The 18,978-nt window shown below is 67.8% G+C and carries 24 protein-coding genes; 12 read left to right on the top strand and 12 right to left on the bottom strand.

Going from position 1 to position 18,978, the window contains the following annotated elements:
- Window positions 1-28 precede the first annotated feature (28 nt).
- From A3OK_RS0106760 to A3OK_RS0106770, 3 genes are all read left to right on the top strand, one after another.
- Window positions 29-4,333: a translocation/assembly module TamB domain-containing protein gene (locus A3OK_RS0106760; RefSeq protein WP_019904183.1), complete on the top strand. Its 4,305-nt coding sequence runs from the start codon at window positions 29-31 to the stop codon at window positions 4,331-4,333.
- Window positions 4,334-4,480: 147 nt separating this feature from the next.
- Window positions 4,481-5,137 carry a DUF47 domain-containing protein gene (locus A3OK_RS0106765; RefSeq protein ID WP_019904184.1) on the top strand — a complete coding sequence of 219 codons (657 nt, stop codon included), beginning with the start codon at window positions 4,481-4,483 and terminating at the stop codon, window positions 5,135-5,137.
- Window positions 5,138-5,142: 5 nt separating this feature from the next.
- Window positions 5,143-6,150, top strand: coding sequence for an inorganic phosphate transporter (locus A3OK_RS0106770; RefSeq protein ID WP_019904185.1), 1,008 nt, complete (start codon window positions 5,143-5,145; stop codon window positions 6,148-6,150).
- A 6-nt stretch (window positions 6,151-6,156) separates the two neighbouring features.
- Here A3OK_RS0106770 and A3OK_RS0106775 read toward each other — a convergent pair whose 3' ends face one another.
- Both A3OK_RS0106775 and A3OK_RS0106780 read right to left on the bottom strand, forming a co-directional pair.
- Window positions 6,157-6,561 (bottom strand): hypothetical protein, encoded by a 405-nt coding sequence (locus tag A3OK_RS0106775; RefSeq protein WP_019904186.1) that lies wholly within the window; start codon window positions 6,559-6,561, stop codon window positions 6,157-6,159.
- Window positions 6,562-6,573: 12 nt separating this feature from the next.
- Window positions 6,574-8,196: an ABC-F family ATP-binding cassette domain-containing protein gene (locus A3OK_RS0106780; RefSeq protein ID WP_019904187.1), complete on the bottom strand. Its 1,623-nt coding sequence runs from the start codon at window positions 8,194-8,196 to the stop codon at window positions 6,574-6,576.
- Window positions 8,197-8,349: 153 nt separating this feature from the next.
- Here A3OK_RS0106780 and A3OK_RS0106785 point away from each other — a divergent pair, with 153 nt between their 5' ends.
- From A3OK_RS0106785 to A3OK_RS0106795, 3 genes are all read left to right on the top strand, one after another.
- Window positions 8,350-8,850 (top strand): peptide deformylase, encoded by a 501-nt coding sequence (locus A3OK_RS0106785; RefSeq protein ID WP_019904188.1) that lies wholly within the window; start codon window positions 8,350-8,352, stop codon window positions 8,848-8,850.
- Entirely contained in the window at window positions 8,847-9,311 is a 465-nt protein-coding gene (locus A3OK_RS0106790; RefSeq protein ID WP_245259324.1) for a hypothetical protein, read from the top strand. Before A3OK_RS0106785 ends, A3OK_RS0106790 begins: the two co-directional genes overlap by 4 nt.
- A 151-nt stretch (window positions 9,312-9,462) precedes the next feature.
- Complete coding sequence (locus A3OK_RS0106795) at window positions 9,463-9,768, top strand: hypothetical protein (RefSeq protein WP_019904190.1); 306 nt, start codon at window positions 9,463-9,465, stop codon at window positions 9,766-9,768.
- A 408-nt stretch (window positions 9,769-10,176) separates the two neighbouring features.
- Here A3OK_RS0106795 and A3OK_RS0106805 read toward each other — a convergent pair whose 3' ends face one another.
- The 8 genes from A3OK_RS0106805 to A3OK_RS23920 all read right to left on the bottom strand — a co-directional run bounded on the left by A3OK_RS0106805 (window position 10,177) and on the right by A3OK_RS23920 (window position 13,913).
- Window positions 10,177-10,386, bottom strand: a complete 210-nt coding sequence (locus A3OK_RS0106805) for a hypothetical protein (RefSeq protein WP_036302633.1) — start codon at window positions 10,384-10,386, stop codon at window positions 10,177-10,179.
- Between the two features lie 158 nt (window positions 10,387-10,544).
- Entirely contained in the window at window positions 10,545-10,838 is a 294-nt protein-coding gene (locus A3OK_RS0106810; RefSeq protein ID WP_019904193.1) for a hypothetical protein, read from the bottom strand.
- A 198-nt stretch (window positions 10,839-11,036) separates the two neighbouring features.
- Window positions 11,037-11,537 carry a DUF2934 domain-containing protein gene (locus A3OK_RS0106815; protein WP_019904194.1) on the bottom strand — a complete coding sequence of 167 codons (501 nt, stop codon included), beginning with the start codon at window positions 11,535-11,537 and terminating at the stop codon, window positions 11,037-11,039.
- An 84-nt stretch (window positions 11,538-11,621) separates the two neighbouring features.
- Complete coding sequence (locus A3OK_RS0106820) at window positions 11,622-11,882, bottom strand: hypothetical protein (RefSeq protein ID WP_019904195.1); 261 nt, start codon at window positions 11,880-11,882, stop codon at window positions 11,622-11,624.
- Window positions 11,883-12,035: 153 nt separating this feature from the next.
- Entirely contained in the window at window positions 12,036-12,440 is a 405-nt protein-coding gene (locus A3OK_RS0106825; protein ID WP_019904196.1) for a hypothetical protein, read from the bottom strand.
- A complete protein-coding gene (locus A3OK_RS0106830; protein ID WP_019904197.1) occupies window positions 12,437-12,886 on the bottom strand; it encodes a hypothetical protein in 450 nt (149 codons plus the stop codon). Before A3OK_RS0106830 ends, A3OK_RS0106825 begins: the two co-directional genes overlap by 4 nt.
- A gap of 501 nt (window positions 12,887-13,387) precedes the next feature.
- A complete protein-coding gene (locus tag A3OK_RS0106840; RefSeq protein WP_155911970.1) occupies window positions 13,388-13,630 on the bottom strand; it encodes a hypothetical protein in 243 nt (80 codons plus the stop codon).
- Between the two features lie 133 nt (window positions 13,631-13,763).
- Window positions 13,764-13,913, bottom strand: coding sequence for a hypothetical protein (locus A3OK_RS23920; RefSeq protein WP_019904199.1), 150 nt, complete (start codon window positions 13,911-13,913; stop codon window positions 13,764-13,766).
- 1,154 nt (window positions 13,914-15,067) lie between these two features.
- Here A3OK_RS23920 and A3OK_RS23925 point away from each other — a divergent pair.
- The 3 genes from A3OK_RS23925 to A3OK_RS0106875 all read left to right on the top strand — a co-directional run bounded on the left by A3OK_RS23925 (window position 15,068) and on the right by A3OK_RS0106875 (window position 16,036).
- A complete protein-coding gene (locus tag A3OK_RS23925) occupies window positions 15,068-15,232 on the top strand; it encodes a hypothetical protein (protein WP_019904203.1) in 165 nt (54 codons plus the stop codon).
- A gap of 76 nt (window positions 15,233-15,308) precedes the next feature.
- Window positions 15,309-15,434, top strand: coding sequence for a hypothetical protein (locus A3OK_RS24705; RefSeq protein WP_019904204.1), 126 nt, complete (start codon window positions 15,309-15,311; stop codon window positions 15,432-15,434).
- Between the two features lie 323 nt (window positions 15,435-15,757).
- Window positions 15,758-16,036 (top strand): hypothetical protein, encoded by a 279-nt coding sequence (locus A3OK_RS0106875; RefSeq protein WP_019904205.1) that lies wholly within the window; start codon window positions 15,758-15,760, stop codon window positions 16,034-16,036.
- Between the two features lie 50 nt (window positions 16,037-16,086).
- Here the strand turns inward: A3OK_RS0106875 and A3OK_RS0106880 are convergent, their stop codons facing one another.
- Window positions 16,087-16,317, bottom strand: a complete 231-nt coding sequence (locus tag A3OK_RS0106880) for a hypothetical protein (protein WP_019904206.1) — start codon at window positions 16,315-16,317, stop codon at window positions 16,087-16,089.
- A gap of 143 nt (window positions 16,318-16,460) precedes the next feature.
- Between A3OK_RS0106880 and A3OK_RS0106885 the strand changes: the two genes are divergently transcribed.
- The 3 genes from A3OK_RS0106885 (at window position 16,461) to A3OK_RS0106900 (ending at window position 18,408) form a co-directional block, all read left to right on the top strand.
- Window positions 16,461-16,655: a hypothetical protein gene (locus A3OK_RS0106885; protein WP_019904207.1), complete on the top strand. Its 195-nt coding sequence runs from the start codon at window positions 16,461-16,463 to the stop codon at window positions 16,653-16,655.
- Window positions 16,656-17,055: 400 nt separating this feature from the next.
- Window positions 17,056-17,274, top strand: a complete 219-nt coding sequence (locus A3OK_RS0106890) for a hypothetical protein (protein ID WP_019904208.1) — start codon at window positions 17,056-17,058, stop codon at window positions 17,272-17,274.
- 633 nt (window positions 17,275-17,907) lie between these two features.
- Window positions 17,908-18,408 (top strand): hypothetical protein, encoded by a 501-nt coding sequence (locus A3OK_RS0106900; protein WP_026597009.1) that lies wholly within the window; start codon window positions 17,908-17,910, stop codon window positions 18,406-18,408.
- 57 nt (window positions 18,409-18,465) lie between these two features.
- Here A3OK_RS0106900 and A3OK_RS0106905 read toward each other — a convergent pair whose 3' ends face one another.
- Window positions 18,466-18,909 (bottom strand): hypothetical protein, encoded by a 444-nt coding sequence (locus A3OK_RS0106905; protein WP_019904210.1) that lies wholly within the window; start codon window positions 18,907-18,909, stop codon window positions 18,466-18,468.
- Between the last annotated feature and the right edge of the window lie 69 nt (window positions 18,910-18,978).

Here is an 18,978-nt window from a genome sequence, read left to right on the forward strand (position 1 = left end):
CACCCTCCCCCGCGAAGGGGGGAGGGTGATGCGCAACATCGCTGCCGTCATCGGCCTGACCCTCTGCATCGCCGTCCCAGCCACCCACACCCGCGCCGACGAGGGCGAGAAGACCGTGCTCGGCGGGCTCCTGTCGAAGGCATTGTCGACGCCGGGCTCTCAGGTCTCCATCGGAGCCGTGGACGGGGCGCTCTCCTCCAATGCCACGATCCGCGACGTGGCGATCAGCGACGCCAACGGTGTCTGGCTGAGGCTCGACAAGGCGCGCCTCGTCTGGAGCCGCCTCGCCCTCCTCTCCGGTCGTTTGCAGGTCGACAGCCTGGAGATCGGCCGGCTCGAGGTCCTGCGCCGCCCCCTCCCCGCTCCGGTCTCGGCGACGGCCGAGCCCGATGGCACGCTCCTGCCCGACCTGCCGGTGAAGGTGGAGATCACCGCCTTCAAGCTCGCCGAACTGGTGCTCGGCGAGACCGTCGCCGGCCAGCCGGCGCGCCTGTCGGCCGAGGGAAAGGCCAAGCTCGGCGCCCCGTCCGAAGGGCTCGACCTCGACCTCACGGTGCGTCGCCTGGATGCCGTCGGCCAATTCGCCGCGCGCCTGCTGTTCGTGCCCAAGGGGGCGAAACTCGAGGTGAAGACGACCCTGGTGGAAGCCGCGGGCGGTCTTCTCTCCAAATTCGCCACCCTGCCCGGCGAGCCACCGATCAACCTCGACCTCGACGGACGCGGCACCCTCGACGCCTGGAACGCCCGGCTCGATTTCGATGCCGGCCCCGATCTCGGGGCGAAGGGCACCGCCCGCATCGCCCGCGCCGGCACCGACCGTCACCTGACCCTCGATCTCTCCTCGCGGATCGAGGGATTGCTGCCCGGCCCGGCGGCCGCGATCTTCTCCGGCACGACCAAGCTCGACGGGGCCCTGCGCTTCGGCGATAGCGGCGCCTTCGGCATCGACCGTCTGGCGCTCGCCTCCCGCACCGCCCGCCTCGACGCCTCGGGCAGCCTCACCCCGGACCGCGTCGCCGATTTCACCCTCTCCGCCCGCGCCATCCCCACCGAGGGCGGCGTCACCAAGGCGGCCAATGCCGAACTCGACACCCTCGTCTTCGACGGCAGCGTGAAGGGCCCCATCGCCCGGCCACGGGTGAACGGCGACCTCAAGGCCGCGGGCCTGCGCGCCGACGGCAATGTCCTCGATCGGATCGCCGCCACTCTCGCCATGGAGCCGGCCGGGACCGACCCCAACGCCACCCGCTTCGCGCTCAGCGCCGATGCCACGGTCGAGGGGCTGAAGCTCGCCGACGCGGCCCTGCGCCGCGCCGTCGGATCGCGCGGGGCCTTCACCTTCCGCGGCACGCTCCAGCCCGACGGCGTCATCGACGTGGCGAAGTTCGACCTCGACGCGCCCACCGCCAAGCTCTCCTATGCCGGTCGCGTCGGCCAGAACACGCTGACCGGCACGCTGAACGCGGGCCTCGCCGACCTCTCCGCCTTCTCGGACGTCGCCGACCGCACCCTCGCCGGCAGCGTCGCCGTGAAGGCCGCGCTGAGCGGCGATCCGGCCCGTAAAGCGGTCACTGCCGACGTCGATGCGACCACCCGGGACCTCGCCCTCGGTCTCCCCGCTCTGGATCGGCTGCTCGGGCGCGAACCGCGCTTCTCCGGGCGCCTGTCGCAGGTCTTCGACGGCTACAGCTTCGAGGGTGCCAAGCTCGAAGGCGCCGAGATGGTCGCCCGGCTCGAGGGCAAGGCCACGGCGCGGCTCGCCGACGCCAAGCTCTTGGTCGACGTGAAGACCCTCTCGGCCCTCGACCCGCGCCTCGCCGGTCGTGCCCTCCTCGACGGGCGGCTCTCCGGCACGCTCGAGAAACCTGACCTCACCGCTACGCTCACCGCCGCGGACGGACGGGCGCTCGGCCGCCCGATCCGGGATCTGCGCGTGGCCGCGACGCTGAAGGACCTCACCGGGGCCTTGGACGGCACGCTGGCGCTCGGCGGCGAGATCGGCGGCAAGACCCTTCGCGGGGACCTGCACCTCGCCCGCAGGGCCGCCGATTGGTCGCTCGACCGGCTTGCCGTGAATCTCGGCTCCGTCACCCTCGACGGCACGGCAATCGTCGATGCGGCGACCCTCCTGACGCAGGGCAAGGTCACCCTCTCCGCCGCCAATCTGGACGACCTCTCGCCGCTGGCCCTCACGCCGCTCGGCGGCAGCCTCGATGCGACCATCGCCCTCTCGCGAGACGGCGGCAGACAGGACGCCTCCATCAAGGCGAAGGGCGCGTCCCTGCGCTCGGGCGAGATCGGTCTCGCGCAGCTCGACGCCGACCTCACCGGGCGCGACCTTCTCGCTCATCCCGTGGTCGACGGCCGGGTCAATGCCGACCGGGTCGTCGCCGCGGGCGAATCCATCGACACCGTGCGGCTCCTGGCCGTCGGGTCGCCCGGCGCCAGCGACATCACCCTCACCGCCAAGGCGCGCGGCTTCGACCTCGACGGCGCCGCCCGGCTCGTCCCGGCGGACGCCACACGGATCGAGCTGTCGCGCTTCTCCGCCGCGCGCGGCAAGGACCGGTTGGCGCTCGCGGGCCCGGCGACGATCACCCTCGACCGCGGCAGTGCCGTCATCGACGGCCTCGTCATCGCCGCCGGAACCGGCAGGGTCAGTCTCGCCGGCCGCGTCGGGTCGAATCTCGACCTGAAGCTCGGCATCCGGGCGCTGCCGCTGGCCCTTGCCCGCATCGCCTCGCCGAGCCTCGCGCTGACCGGCACGCTCGACGGGGAGGCCGACATCCACGGCACGAGCGCGCGGCCGGAAGGGCGCTATGCCCTGTCGCTGGCGAAGCTGGTGACGCCCGAGACCCGGAAAGCCGGCCTGCCGCCCATCGACGCCAAGGCCAGCGGCACCCTGAGCGATGGTCGCGCCGGGATCGAGGGCCGTGTCTCCGCCGGTCGCGGTGCCGAGCTGACCCTCGCGGGATTCCTGCCCGTCTCCGCCGGCGGGCCGATCGCCCTGAAGCTGCGCGGCACCCTCGACGCCGCCATGGCCAACAGCCTGCTCAGCGTCGGTGGCCAGCGCGTCGCAGGCCGCCTCGCCCTCGACGGCGGCGTCTCCGGCACCCTGAACGCGCCCCGTGCGGAGGGTGTCGCCACCCTCTCCGGCGGCAGCTTCACCGATCCGCTGCAGGGCATCGCCTTGAAGCAGATCGAGGGCCGCGTCACCGGGCGCGGCGACACCCTGGTGGTGGAGCGCCTTACCGCCCAGACCCGCAACGGCGGCGGCCTCCAGGCCAGCGGTCGCGTGGCCCTGGACCCGACCGGCGGGTTCCCCGGCACGTTCAAGATCACGGCCGAGCGGGCCGAGCTCGTCTCCAGCCCCATCGTCACCGCCACCGCGAGCCTCAACCTCGCCCTCAGCGGCCCACTGGCGCGGACGCCGAAGATCTCGGGCCGCGTCGATCTCGCCTCCGTCGACGTGACGGTCCCCGATCGTCTGCCCGCCACGGTGCAGCCCCTGCCCGGCGTGCGACGGGTCAATACGCCCTCCGACGTGCGTGCGCGCCTCGACGCGAAGGCCGACCGCAGGGCGAAGATCACGGCATTGGCCAAGCGCAAGAAGGCGCCCCCGCCCTTCGACGCGACGCTCGACGTGACGGTCTCGGCGCCCAGCCGCATCTTCGTGCGCGGGCGCGGCATCGACGCGGAACTCGGCGGCGACCTGCGCCTCACCGGCACCTCGCGCGACCCGGTGGCGGTCGGCGATTTCGCCATGCGTCGTGGCCGCCTCAGCATCATCGGCCAGCGCCTCGACTTCACCCGAGGCCGCCTCGCCTTCAACGGTGAGCTCGCGATCCCCGACCTCGACTTCCAGGCCGAGACCAAGGCCGCCGAGGTCACCGCCCGCGTTATCGTGACCGGCCCGGCCAACCAGCCGGACTTCATCCTCACCTCCGACCCGACCCTGCCGCAGGACGAGGTGCTCTCGCGCCTGCTGTTCAAGAAGGCGGCGGGCGGGCTCTCGCCATTCCAGGCGCTGCAGCTCGCCCAGGCGGTGTCGCAGCTCTCCGGCGGAGCCGGTGGCCCCGACGTGTTCGAGCAGGCCCGCAAGGGGCTCGGCCTCGACAGCCTCGACGTCTCCACCGGTGCCTCCGGCGGCCCGGCGCTGGGCGCCTCGCGCTACCTCAGCGACCGCCTCAGCGTCGGGGTGAAGGCCGGCGCCAAGCCCCAGGACACGGCCGCCACCGTGGATTACGACGTGACCCGCCGCATCAAGATCCAGGGCGAGGCCGGCAGCGATGGCCGCACCGCCGTCGGCGTCGGCGCCGAATGGGAATATTGAGGCCGTCGGAACCCGTCGCGGGCACGAGTCGGCCACGAAAGTGTTATCGGGCGGCACGGTCTTTCGATGACGGTGGCGCATCGGTTGATGTAGCCTGCGGCCCGGTGCGGACAGTGCCTCTGACGACGAGATGGGGGAGCGTACCGAATGCTGGGCTGGTTCCGCGCCTTGATGCCGCGCGAAGATCGTTTCTTCGACCTGTTCGAGCGCCATTCCCACACCCTCGTCGCAGGGGCGGAGGCGCTCCAGGGCGTGCTGAAGGGCGGAGACGGCGTACCGGACTATTGTCAGGTCATCGTCGATCGCGAGCATGAGGCCGACGCGATCACCGCCGAGGTTCTGCTCGCCGTGCGCCGGAGCTTCATCACGCCCTTCGACCGCGGTGACATCAAGGACCTGATCCAGTCGATGGACGACGCCATCGACCAGATGAACAAGACCGTGAAGACCATTGCCCTCTACGAAGTCCGCACCTTCGAGCCGCTGATGCGGGAGATGGGCGACACCGTGATCGAGGCCGCACGCCTCACCGCGGAGGCGATCCCCCTCCTCAACGCGATCGGGACCCATGCGGGTCGTATCAACACCCTCACCGAGCGGATCACCCGCGTCGAGGGCCGCTCGGACGAGCTGCAGGAGCGCGGGCTCAAGGCCCTCTACAAGGCCCATCGCAAGGATGGCGGCGACGGCGACACCATGGCCTACCTCATCGGCGCCGAACTCTACGGACACCTCGAAGACGTGGTCGACCGGTTCGAGGACGTCGCCAACGAGATCAGCGGCATCGTGATCGAGAACGTGTGACGGGTATGGACGCCGCCTCGCTCGCGCTGCCCGCCCTCGCCGGCCTCATCGCCGTCGCCCTTTTCTTCGACTTCCTCAACGGCCTGCACGATGCGGCCAATTCCATCGCCACCATCGTCTCGACGCGCGTGCTGCGCCCGCAATACGCGGTGCTCTGGGCGGCATTCTTCAACTTCATCGCGTTCCTGTTCTTCGGCCTTCATGTGGCGCAGACGCTGGGGACCGGCATCGTCGACGCCAACATCGTCGATCCGCGCGTGATCCTGAGCGCGCTCGTCGGCGCCATCGCCTGGAACATCGCCACCTGGGTGCTCGGCATTCCGTCGAGCAGCTCGCATGCCCTGGTCGGCGGCCTCGTCGGGGCGGGCGTCAGCAAGGCGGGTTTCGACGTCGTGGTCTGGTCCGGCCTGTCGAAGACGATCGCGGCCATCGTGCTGTCGCCGCTCGTCGGCTTCCTGCTGGCCCTCCTCCTCGTCCTGATCGTGTCCTGGGCCTGCCGACGGTCCACGCCGTTCGGGGTCGACCGCAGCTTCCGGCTCCTGCAATTCGTCTCGGCCTCGTTCTACTCCCTCGGCCATGGCGGCAACGATGCGCAGAAGACCATGGGGATCATCGCGGTGCTGCTCTACTCGCAGGGGCATCTCGGCGGCAGCTTCCACGTGCCGCTCTGGGTGGTGCTGGCCTGCCAGTCGGCGATGGCTCTGGGCACCCTGTTCGGCGGCTGGCGCATCGTCCACACGATGGGCTCGAAGATCACCCGGCTGAACCCGATGCAGGGTTTCTGCGCCGAGACGGGGGGTGCCATCACTCTGTTCCTGGCAACCTGGCTCGGGGTGCCGGTCTCGACCACCCACACCATCACCGGCGCCATCGTCGGTGTCGGCGCGGCGCGCCGGACATCGGCCGTGCGCTGGGGCATCGCCGGCAACATCGTCGTCGCCTGGGTGCTGACCCTGCCGGCCGCGGCCCTCATCGCCGCAATCTGCTACTGGATCACCGGATGGTTCGGCTGACGCAGTTCAGCGCCGCGCCGTCACCGACTGCCCGGCTTCGCCGTAGCCGAGCTTCGCGCCCTGGCGGTTGACGATGCCGAAGCGCAGCACGGCCTGTTCGAGGTAATCGATCGCATCGATCAGCGCGCTTCGTGCCGCCTCGATCTCCTCCGCCCCGTCTTCCGGTCGCGTCTCGGCGAAGTTCACCGCGGTGATGAGTACCCGGTCGCGTTCCTCTTCAATGCGACGGTCGCGCTCCACATGCCCGCGCACGTCGGCGTCGAAGGCCTCGATCACCGCCCAGGGCAGCGCGTCCCTCGACGACGTCCCGTCGAAGGCCTGAGCGTTGAAGGCTTGGGCGTTGAAGGCTTGGGCCTTGCGCCGGGCTTGCGCGGCGGCCGCCCTGACGATCTCGGCGAGCTTGGCATCCATGGCGGCCTCCGCTCAGCTCCTCAGGCCCGGCGCTTCCTGGCCGGTGCGGGCGACGTATTCGGTGTAGCCGCCGCCATATTGGTGGGTGCCCTCAGGGGTCAGTTCGAGGACGCGGTTCGAGAGCGCCGCGAGGAAGTGTCGGTCGTGGCTGACGAAGAGCATGGTGCCCTCGTAGCTCGCGAGCGCCGTGATCAGCATCTCCTTCGTGCCCATGTCGAGGTGGTTGGTGGGCTCGTCGAGGACGAGGAAGTTCGGTGGGTCGAACAGCATCTTGGCCATCACCAGCCGGGCCTTCTCGCCGCCAGAGAGCACGCGGCAGCGCTTCTCCACGTCGTCGCCGGAGAAGCCGAAGCAGCCGGCCAGCGCTCGCAGAGACCCCTGCCCGGCTTGCGGGAAGGTGGCCTCCAGATCCTGGAACACGGTGAGGTCGCCGTCGAGGAGGTCCATGGCGTGCTGGGCGAAGTAGCCGAGCTTGACGCTGCCGCCGATGGCGATGGAGCCGTCATCGGGCTTGGCCGAGCCCGTCACCAGCTTGAGCAGGGTCGACTTGCCGGCGCCGTTGATGCCCATCACGCACCAGCGCTCGCGGCGGCGGATCGAGAAGTCGAGCCCCTCGTAGATGCTGCGGCTGCCGTAGCGTTTGTGCACGTTCTTGATGATGACGACGTCGTCGCCGGAGCGCGGCGCCGGCTGGAACTCGAACGCCACCGATTGCCGGCGCTTGGGGGGCTCCACCCGCTCGATCTTGTCGAGCTTCTTCACCCGGCTCTGGACCTGGGCGGCGTGGCTGGCGCGGGCCTTGAACCGCTCGATGAACTTGATCTCCTTGGCGAGCATGGCCTGCTGGCGCTCGAACTGCGCCTGCTGGTGCGTCTCGTTCAGGGCCCGCTGCTGCTCGTAGAAGACGTAATCGCCGGAAAAGGTGGTGAGGTTGCCGCCGTCGATCTCGATGACCTTGCCGACGATGCGGTTCATGAACTCGCGGTCGTGCGAGGTCATCAGCAGCGCGCCCTCGAAGTTCTTGAGGAAGGCTTCCAGCCAGATCAGACTCTCGATGTCGAGGTGGTTGGAAGGCTCGTCGAGGAGCATCACGTCCGGGTTCATCAGGAGGATGCGGGCCAGCGCCACGCGCATCTTCCAGCCCCCCGACAGCTTGCCGACATCGCCGTCCATCATCTCCTGGCTGAAGCTCAGCCCCGCCAGAACCTCGTAGGCCCGGCCTTCGAGGGCGTAGCCGTCGAGTTCCTCGAACCGGGCCTGGACCTCGCCGTAGCGCTCGACCAGGGCGTCCATCTCGTCCATCCGGTCGGGGTCGGCGAGGCCGGCCTCGATCTGCTTCAACTCGGTGGCCACCGTGCTCACCGGGCCGGCGCCGTCCATCACGGCGGACACCACGGAACAGCCCGCCATCTCGCCGACATCCTGGCTGAAATAGCCGATGGTGATGCCGCGATCGGTGGCGACCTGGCCCTCGTCGGGTTCCTCCTCGCCGGTGATCATGCGGAACAAGGTGGTCTTGCCGGCGCCGTTGGGGCCGACGAGGCCGACCTTCTCGCCCTTCTGCAGGGCGGCCGAGGCCTCGATGAAGACGATCTGCCGACCGTTCTGCTTGCCGATTTTCTCGAGGCGGATCATGCGCGCATCGTTGTCCTGAGATGTCTCCCGCGGGCCTTACGGCATGGCGGCTCCGAGCGGAAGGCAGGGTTCCCGCCATCCTGTGCCGCGCTTGAACAGCGTGGGGGGGATCGCGTATCCACGCTGCTATCCATTCCGAAGGTCGTCCGCACCGTGCCGGTCCAGTCGCTGATCCTCTATCCCGATCCCCGGCTGCGTTTGCGTGCCGAGCCGGTCACCGTGTTTGACGACGGCCTTCGCCGCGATGCGGACGACCTCGTCGCGGCGCTTGCCCGCGTGTCCGCCATCGGGCTGACCGGGCCGCATGTGGGCTGGCTCGCCCGCGTCGTGGCGCTGCGGCTCGAGCCCGGCACGCCGGCAACCATCTACGTCAACCCGGAGATCACCTTCGTCTCGCCCGAGACGGCGCCCCAGACCGAGGGCAGCGTCTCGATGCCGGGTGTGTCCGACACCGTGGAGCGGGCGGCCCGGATACGGATTCGCTACGCCGATCTCGACGGCGCCTTGCATGAGGTCGAGTCGGAGGGGTTCGAGGCAGCCTGCCTCCAGCACGAGATCGATCAGCTCGACGGCATCTTCTGGATCGAGCGCCTGTCGCGGCTCCGGCGGGAGCGGGCGGTGAAGCGCTATGCCAAGGCGAGGCGCGCGGCATGAGGCGCGGTCCCCGCATGGGCTATCTGGCGGCCCTGTCCGCCTTTGCCGCGATGGGATGCCTGCACGCCGAGGCGCAGACGGCCAAGGCTCCCGCACCGCCTTCCGCGCCCGCTTTCTCGCCGCCTGCCGCCGCATTGGCCTCGGCGCCCGCCATCGGCTGCCCGTCCCTGGCCAATCTCCGCCTTCTCCTGCGCCAGTCGGGCGGTGATGCCAAGAAAGCGGCGGCGACGCTGTCGGATCCCAAGGCCGACCATCTGAGCTGCACCCTGCTCGGACGCGAAACGGTGAACGCCATCACCGACCACGCGGCGCTCAACGGCAACGATTACGATTGCGTCGGCGTCACCGGGACCAGCGTCTGCTACTGGACCATCGCCGGAACGGTCGTCCCGGCCGATCCGGCACGCGCGCCCAAGAAGGCACCTCCGGGGAAGACGCCTCCCGCCAAGGCCAAGTCCTGACAATGAAGTCCTGACCGGCGGGCAAGTACGAGTTGGCAAGAACCGGCGGGCAAGAACCGGCCGAGCAAGAACCGGCCTGCACGAGGCTCCCGATGCGTCGTCATCGCCCTACATCCTCCCGGCAGTGCTGGGACCGGGAGACGCCGCCGTGATGGGAAAGATGAAATGGGGGGCCGCATTGCTCCTCGCCCTTGCGGGGACGAGCGCGGCACAGGCCGATGAGACCGCCGCGCGAGACGTCGTCGCCTGCGAGACCCTGGTCAATCTCCGCGTGCTGATGGGACAGGCGCAGGCCGACCATGCCAGGGCATTGGCCGACCTCGCGAGCCATCCCGGCTGTCGCAGGATTGCCCGCGTCCGGATCGGCGCGGCAGAGCACCGGGCCATGATCGGCGGGGCTCCATTCGAATGCCTCGCGGTGACGGACGAGCCAAACTGCCTCTGGGTCATGCCGTGAGTGGAAATCCGGGACGACGCCGGAGCCACTCGAACTTTCAGACCCAGGGTTCGGCGGAGAATACGGATGCGCTTTCCCGCCGATGCGCCCTACCTTCACCGTAACGGGGGGCGAGAATCATGGGCGGAACGGCCGGGGTATGCGGACGACATTCGGCACGCCGCCGACTAGGCTTGATCGCCGGTATGGTCGCTGTGGGATTATTGGGAGTTGTATCGCAGGTCCGGGCGGAGGCTCCGATCAAGAGCCCTCAGGATGCGGCCTGCCGCAATGAGGCACGGGCCAAGGTGTTCATCACGCCGGACCCGCACGCGATCGGTCTCTACGCGATCGGGCGACAGATCTACATGGCCTGCATGGCGCGTTCGCAACCGAAGGTCGCTCGGCGTCGACGGCGGTAACCGGCGATCAGACGATACGCGGGGCGCCGATGCGCGCGCGCAGGCGCAGGCGCAGGTTTTCGTTGGCGGTCGCGTCCGCATCGACGGCAAACATCAGCCGAAGCAGCCGGCTGATCGGGGTCGTACCGTCCTGGACGGCGGCCTCGACCTGGTCCCGGAGCGGCATTTGCTCGCAAGAAAACTGAGAATCGAAGCTCGACTGGGCCTGCTGCGCCATGGTCAACGTTCCGTCGCTCGGGATCATTTTCCCCGGGCGGTTGGCTACGCGAAGACGCTCGCCCACGCCAGTCCCTTTCGCCGACTATCCATAGCCGGCGGCCGGTTCTGACGCATTTGTGTCATGTGTGGAATGCAGAGCGCTTCCAGACGGGCGATTCAGCGCGGAAAGATCTGAAGCCCGTCATCCGGGAGCAGGTTGCGGGCCGGGCCGCCGGTCTGCTGGCCGCGGCCCTGCTGGTAATAGGGCAGTTCCGGCCGGCGGTCGTTGTCGCTGCCCGAATCGTATTCCCAGGGCTGATTCCAGGGCGCGCGTCCGCCGACGGTGATGCCGCCGGTGGAATCGATGTCGCGCGCGACCGGACGCTCACGATACGGACCCGCACCGGCCTCGGCAGCGAGCGGGATTGCCACCATCGTCAGGGCGACCAGGGTGGAGAGAACGGTCTTCATGGCGAGCCTCGGGAGAGCGAGCCGGATCCGGCTCGAATCGATATCGTGAATCCATAACGGCAAAGGTTGGCCCGGCGTTCCGGCATTCCGTCCCGGCGCGCCGGGTGGCGGGTCGAGGGCGGCGCTTGAACCGGGGGCCGCAAAAAAGAAGCCCGCCGCCCTGCGCGGGGCGGCGGGCTTGAACGGAGCCGCTCGGCGTCAGTGGACGGTCGCGGCGGATTCCATCGAGGCGGCGGCGCGGGGCTTGGCCACACTGCGCGGCTTGGTGGCGGTGCCGGCGCTCGATGCAGTCTTGGCCGATGCGGTCTTGGCCGAGGCGGACTTGGTGGAGGCAGATTTGGCCGAAGCAGCCTTGGTGGAGGCAGATTTGGTCGCCTCGGGAGCGGCAGGCGCCTTGGTCGAAGCAGATTTAGATGTGGCGGCCTTGGTCTGGCGCGGGGCGGTCTCGGATTTCTCGGCGACAGCCTTGGCGGCGGTGCCGGCGCTGCGCGAGGCGCGGGGCTTCAGGGTCTTGGCCGGGCTCGGTGCCATGCTGAGATCGGCGGTCACCGGCTGGACGTAGACCGGGGCCGGAACACTCACCGAGCGCAGCTCGGATTCGGCCATCAGCCAATGCTGGTCGGCGCGGCCGAACACTCGGCCCTCGCCTTCCCAGATGTAATAGGCACGCTCGCGCACCTGCTGTTCGAAGGGGTTCATCCGCGCTCTCCTCGTGGGTGGTGGCCCCGATGGAAGCGGAGGTTGGTTAATCCCCGGTTAATGCTGCGCTGCGGCGAAGCCGGATCAGGCCTTCGAGAGCCGCCGTGCGTTGGCGCGGACCTTTCGGCGATACCCGGTCAGCACATGTTGGGTCGAGCTTCCCGTCGCCATCAGCATGGCCGCTTCGTTGGCGGCCATGATCTTCTCGCTCACCATGCGTTGCGCCTCGGCCTGCGCGGCCGGTCCGCCGAGGGAGAGCTTGGCGAGCCGAAGGCCGATCACCTGCTGCGATTCCATCGCGAGCAGGGTCGCATCCATGCCGAGCTTCCACCACGCACCGAACATGTCGTTCCTCTCAATGCCGACAGGCACAACCGCCGCGCTTATGCCACGCGGTCGGCCGCCGCCGAAAGGCCGACCTTGGTCGAAAGCCCTTCGTCGCCTCACGATCGCGCGAACGGGCCGAGTCCCGCCAACGTGTTCAGTCGCGAAGATATCTCAATCGAAGGAGCGCGATTTCGCCGCCGAACCGCCGAGGCTGATCTTCTTCGGAGCCGAACCGCCGAGGCTGATCTTGCGTGGCGGCGGGGGGGCGGCCGGATTCGGGGCGGCCGGGCGGGCGGACTTCATCTGCGCCTGGCCATGGACCACCGAGCCGATCTCGCCCGCGACCCGCACGAGGTCGTCCCGCTCGCAGGCCCGAGCCACCGAGAGTCCGAGCTGGTGCATGTGGCTCTTGCCGTAGAGGTAGACGGCGAGCTTGGCACGGGTGGTGGGAGGGATTTCCGCGAGGATCTCGGGCAGGTCCTCGGGCTCGGCGCGGTAGACCGCTCCGAGAAGGTCGAGGGAGACCGGGCAGGCCGGATCCGGCTCGGCGCCGCTGGTGGGGTGCGACTGGGTCATGGAATACCTGTCTGGCTGGTTGAGTGCTGGGCGAAGGTGCCGGCCGAAAGGGGCTCTCCGGCGGCGAGAGGTTCGGTAGGCGTGGCCCGCTCCCTGAGGCCGGTCCCGTCCGGGTCCGGCTGAGGAACGGGACGCACCGGACGCTCCGGCTGGAGGCATCCGGTACAGACGGAAGCGATGGCGATGCGGGCGCGCCGGCTGGCCCGCTCCCATACCGCTTCGCGGGCGGCGCGGGCCCGCGCCACTTCCTCCGCCGAGGGCATTCCGCCCCCCGCGCCGATCTCGGCCGGAGCGGCGTCGGCGGGCCTGATTCTCAGGAGGAGCGGTTCCTGGGCCAGAACCGGCGATCCCGCAAGGGAGCAGGCGAGAGATAAAGCGGAGATGCGGCAGGCGAGGATCGTGCGGCCCATCGGCTCCTCGGTCGGGTCGGCAGACCGCCTGTCCATCGGCAGAACGATCGTCGGGACAGGGTTAACACGGCCTTAACGCGAAAACGACCTGACGCCCGGATTTGCCGAGGGGCCGTTCCTTCTCGTTCCCGGAGCGTTTCGCAACGGGTGCAACGGCAATGCGACGTTGGGCGTCGAGGCCGGCGCGGTCATACACCGCAGCCGTGATCCGGGGCTTGGACTGCCCCGCGAGCTTACTGGCAGCGTCGGTCAAAGCCCCGTCTCCCCGGCCTCCGTATGGGCGCAGGCGCGGAGATCTCGGCACCATATACCGGGCGGCAATCCTTCGGACGAAGCTCCATCGCTCCGCGAGCTAGGTACGGTCGATGTTGCCGGTCATGAACGATGACGGGACCGGATCGGGCGTCCTCCGTAAGACGCGCCAATTCCTCCAAGACCATCCGGCAGAGCTTCAGGTCGATCGCGATCCACGCCTCGGTCGTCCCCTCGGTCTTGCCGGGCGTGATCCGCAGGGTCCGGTTCGCATCGATGGTAGCGTCATTCCAGGCCGGCACACTTCGCATTCCCGTCGGTGACGGTGCTCGGCAGCGGTGCTTCGATGACCGGGTCCGCCGTCGCGAAGGCCTTGCGTGGTCTCTGTCCGGTAATCCTGAACTCGCTGATATCGTCGCCCGACTGCCGACGCTGGCGGTGCCCCGCGACGATGCAGAACGTCAGCGCTGCCTTGAGAACTGCAAGTGCCATTGAGCCAGCGGCGGGGGCTTTCCGTTCTTCGACCACGCGGCATGCCAACGCTTCACGTCGAGGGCATGATGGCACCCGTCAATGCAACGGACATCTCACGAATAAGCAGTCCGTCCCGAATGCCGGGCATCGTCTTCGCGATATCCGACGTGATTGGACGGGGGAGCGTTCACGACCAGACCCGCAATATGATCAGCAGCCCCACCGGGACGACGAACATCAGGCCAATGGCCCACTGGATGTCGTTCCGCGCGCGCTTCAGTTCGCCCTCCAACGCGACGACGCGCGCCTCCAACGCGCGAAATCTCGCCTCGTCCATTCCTCGCTCCCTCGCTTCGGTTCGCAGGCCGCTGGTGAAGCCACGCCGGCCGGATGTCCATGCAGGTGGCTGTACTCATTGTCCGTCGGCATCGGTGCATGGCCCACATCGCTGAGCTTCGGTCCGGAAGCGCAGCCATAACCCAGCGGTGTCCGGCGTAGGCCAGATCAGCGCGATCGGCATCGAGTGCTTCCATCAAGCCGAACACAGTCGCATCGAGGCGTTCAACGATTTGCGAAAGCAGTCCAGGGCGACGATCGCTTCAGTCCGCGTCCCGCGCCGCCGGGTCCATCGGCTCAGGATGATGGTCAGTCGCAGGCGCTGATCATCCCGGCCTTCTATCCCGCCCGAGCCGGCCGGTCGCCGCGCAACTCCCCGATCAGAACGCGAAGCCCGGACCGTACCGGACGGTCAACGTGATCAGCAGTCCCGTCATCAATCCGATGGCGAATGCCGCTTCGACTGTCCTCTGCTCCATCGTCTTCGCATCCGAGCCACCGCTGGGCGGAGGTGGAGGCAAGGGCTACGCCGCGCAACTCCCAAAACCGTGAGAAGTGATGGGGCCGCGTCCGCCACCATGACGCCGCTCGGCCTTGCCGCGCTCAGATCGCCCGAAAGCTCACCGTGACAGCGTCGGCATGCCGACCATTGGCTTCGGGCACATCACTGGCGTGAAACTCGGGCAGGTGATCGCATAGCACTGGTCCCGGCCGCTCCCGTGGTCACCCCGTCCGAGGTGCGAGAGTGGCTGCCGGAGGCGGCCGGGGACATGAAGCCGTCATGGGGCTCGCGCTTCGCCTCATGGCTCATGGGGGCCTGGTTCGGGTAAGGAACCGTCCTCAGCGCAGAGCGCCTGTAGGATTACTTCGCACTCGGCTTTTATCTGGTCGAGATCGAGCGGGCGCGATCCCATGATGAGTGGCTGGTTCTGACCTTGCTTCGTGATCGTGTAGCCGTGTCCGAAGCCGTCGACTGTATAAACCCTCGCACTGTAAATGGAGCGGCCGTCTAAGCTGTATAGATCGAGCTGGAAGCCAGGGTTTCCTAAGTCGCACCATACGTACGGCATCCAGAGGCTCCCGGCTTGCTCCGAGAACGCTACCATACCGAGCCGGCCGGTCCTGCCGCGTAATCCCTGACATCGTGTGATCATTATGACCCGCTTGCTCACACCCGCGGCACTGGCGCTCGCCCGCGCCGTCTCCACCGCGTTCGCTCAGACGCTGTCTCCGACCATCCTTCCGGTCCAGCGGGGCCGCATGGCCGACCGCTTGTTCAAGGTCGCCGCCGAGGCCCTCTATCTGGCTGATCACCATTGACGCCGACGCTAACAAAAGTGGCAACCAGGATTTCAGCTTCCTCGGCTCGGCGGCATTCTCTGGCCAAGCCGGCCAATTGCGCTTCGACAAGGCGGCGTCGGATACTGACGTCTACGGCGACCTCGACGGCGACAAAGTTTGGGACTTCTCGATCCATCTCGACGACGCCATCACCCTGACCAGAGCCGATTTCGTCCTGTGATAGCCTTCATCCGATCACTCGCGTCCCGAGATGCCGATCGACCGGTGACCTGAAGGCGGGACCCGCGCTGGATGGTGACCGGCGGTGGGACGCTGCCGCTCAATCGGTCAAAGGCAATCCGCGAACTCCCTGCGTCAGGGCTCGCCGCGCCGGGTCTTCGGCGTTCTCAGGGCGGGCATGCCCCCTGCTATGATCCCTCCCCCTCCCCTCGGGTCACTGAACGACAGACCCCGCCCGGTGAAAACCGGAGCGGCGTCTTTTCGTTTGAAGCTGCGCTGTCGTGACCTACATGTCGCATCCGAACTCATGAGGAAGGACATCGAATGAGAAATCTGCGCTCCCTCGCACTGGCGGCCGCGCTCGTCGGCGCTGGCCTGTTGTCGCCGGCCCAGGCCGCGCCACTGGCAGCTGACGCGACATCGCTCGGGCAGCCCGCGGCAACTGAGGTGGTCCAGTACGGATACCGTTACGGCTATGGCCACTCGCCACAGCACCGGTACCGGCAGCATATTCGCCGGCAGATGCTCCACGATCGTCGCTACGGCGCGCATCTGCGCCGTCAGGATCAGCATTACCGTCGCGCCTACCGCTACGGGTATTGAGTAGCAATCACCTCACGGCGCGGTAGCGCCTCTTTTGAAACCCGCCCGGCTCAGGCCGCGGCGGGTTTTTCCATTTCTGGATTGAGTTCGAGGAAACCGGAGAGCCAGCGGAGCCCCAGCCATCCCAGCGTGATCGCCGCAGCCCAGTTCAAAACACTGTCTCGCGGCAAAATGGCTGCCCATCCCAACCAGATTTCATAACTGAGCCATAGGAGCCCGAGGCCAGCGATCCCCTTGAGAGGCTTGAATACGTATCGCGATTGCGTTGGCACCATCACCATCCTCCTCAGATCCGTCCGGCTTAGGCCGGGCGGGGGGCAATCGTCGACACGACAACGCTCCTGCGCGGGGCAGAGAGGAACGTTGGCTCGAACATCCGCCCAGCCCAGTCGTTGGCTTCCTTCAAGAAGCCAGCGAGGAAGCTATGACCGAGAAGAAAGCGCCCCAAACCGACGAGGCACGCCCTCCGATCGCACCGGACGCAAAAGATCCGCTGACCGTGCAGACCGATCACGTCACCACGAAAACCCCGAAGATCGAAGGCAGCCATACGCAGGAGACCGTCGATCCAGCCGAGCGAATTTCCGATGACCCCGAGGCGCAGAACGACCTCGCTTGACCGCACATCGAACGCCCGGCCCGGCTTCAGATAGGCGGCCCTTGCTTCGTCTGAAGCGTTCCAATGATGTCCATGGGAGACCCCATGGATACGAATTCATTGCCGCGATGTCGTTCCCCAGGCGAAAAGCCGGATCGTCGTCATCGCGCATCCGGCTCCGTCCGACGCAGGCCCGCACCCAGCGAGGGGTGGTTATGCAGCGGGCCGTCTGCTGCCTGTGAGGAGCCATGCTAAGATTCATCCATCCCTCCAAGGATGCACCAATTACTCAACCCGCCCGGCTTCGGCCGTGGCGGGCTTTTCGTGTCTCCATCGAACCTGCGCCGAGGGATAAGAGGAGCGCCGGCATTGCGAGGGAGCCAGGGCAGGTCGTTTTAGCCGCACGAAGAGCGAGAGGCCGATGTCGGAGACCGCCCTCATTGCCGCCGGAAGCGACCGCACGCAGTTCGCCGGCATGATGGCCGAAGGCATCCGCCCCGATGACGTTGAAGGCCTGATTGACGCTTCCGCCAGCGATGGCACCGATGAAGTGCACGTCGATTCTGTCGTGCCGTGCCTGGCTGAAGTCCTGGATCGTGTCGCGATCCGCCCTGGCCACTTGCGTTGCAGGTCGGTCTGATCGCAGCCGTGCCGGCATCGCTCGTCGGCCTGAGCGTTGCGATCGACGGCCCGCCGGCGAGCGTGAAACTAACCGCTGTCATGACCGTGAGGTGAGAAGCTCGCGCCAAGGCGGCCCCTCATCGCTCAGCCGATCAATCCCATCCAGAAGCCGAGCCCGACCAGCACCGTCATGACGAGGACGAGTGCGATGCCTGCCTTGGGCGACAATCGGCTGCTGGTGGAGCGCAAAGTCATCCCCACAGGATAGCGGGCCGGTCGCGGCCGGCAAGGGCTTGGCCCAGGGGGCCGCCGGAAAGAGCCGCGACGGAAGCGCTTCGACGATCACGTTCAGGGCGTTGGCTTGAAACACGGCCTCGACCCGCAAACGACCGGACCCCGTGAGCTCGACGGTGGCCGCCCACCTCGCCCTCGCCCAGCTTGCCGCTGCCGAGCCGGATCGACCCCCGGCTGCGAAAAGCCCCGACGCCGGTAGCGCCAGATTCGGCACACCTCCCGCCACTTTTCCTGCGGCATGCATTTGTTCGTGCAGGGGCGCCTTGACGGTTAAGAAAATTTAAAGCGTGTTGGTTCCTCGGCCAGCAACCGCAGGCTATTCGAATCATAACACGGTTGGATTGTAAGGAATTGTACGGTGGATCAGATCGAGAAGATCATGCGCGATCTGACCAAGGATTTTGAAGACGACCAGCAAGCGTCTCATTCAAAACAATCCGCCGCGGCTCCACTAGCCGGCATCCTTCGTGTCATTAGCCCGTCGGATAGGGCATCGGCGGATGCGCCGCTCAATCATCGTTCGACCCCTCAAGATTGGTCCGACTTGATCGAGCGCGTCAGAACTGCGGCAACCCGCGTGAGAGAGGCCGAGGCCGATGCTCATGAGCAGGAAATGCGGGTTCGTGAGCTTCTGGACCGGGTCCGCGAAGACATGAAGGCGGCCCATGAGCGCATCCGGGTGGCGGAGGCGCATGCGCAGGAGATCCAAAATCGGTCGGATGCGCTGCTGAGAGCTGCCGAAGCGCGCGCCAGGGACGCGGAGGAGCGTGCACGCACGGCGGAAGCGTGGCTTGCCAAGATCGCGACCACGATCGCCGAAGAATTCGCGGCCAAGGACGAGCGGCGGCTCACCGCCTGACCGAAATTCCGCTTCGGCTGCCGCATCTTCCCATTTCGACGATCGGCGGGGAGGCCGTCAGCGCTTGCTCTTGTCGACCACGGCGCAGCCGGTCATCGGCCCGCGACTGCCGTTCATCACCGAGCAGGTGACGACGGCCGAGGCCGCATCGGCATGGCTGTGGCGGGTGGTCACCGCCTGTTCACGGGCCTGCCGCGCCGCCGCCTCGATCAGGTCCGGCGCGATGCCGGTCGCGATCTGCCCGGCCCGGCCGAACAGCGCGTAATAGGCGTCGCCCGGCGTCTCGCCCTTGAACTGTACGCCCACCGCCGACGGATCGCCGCAGGCCAGGGTCAGCGTCATGCCGTCGGTGGCGGACATCTCGGCGAAATCGACGGTGCGGTTGACGAGAGTGGATTTCGTCTCGGCGACCACGCTGTCGATGAGGTCCCCGCACGCATCGGCGCGTGCCGGCAGGGTCGAGAGGGACAGCAGGGAGGCGGTGATGAGGAGGAAGCGCATCGCCGATGAGATAGGTCCGTCGCGCGTCCTGTCGAGGCGGTGAAGGAACCTCGCCACCGAAAGTGATTG

The sequence above is a fragment of the Methylobacterium sp. 77 genome, from assembly GCF_000372825.1.
Taxonomy (GTDB): Bacteria; Pseudomonadota; Alphaproteobacteria; order Rhizobiales; family Beijerinckiaceae; genus Methylobacterium.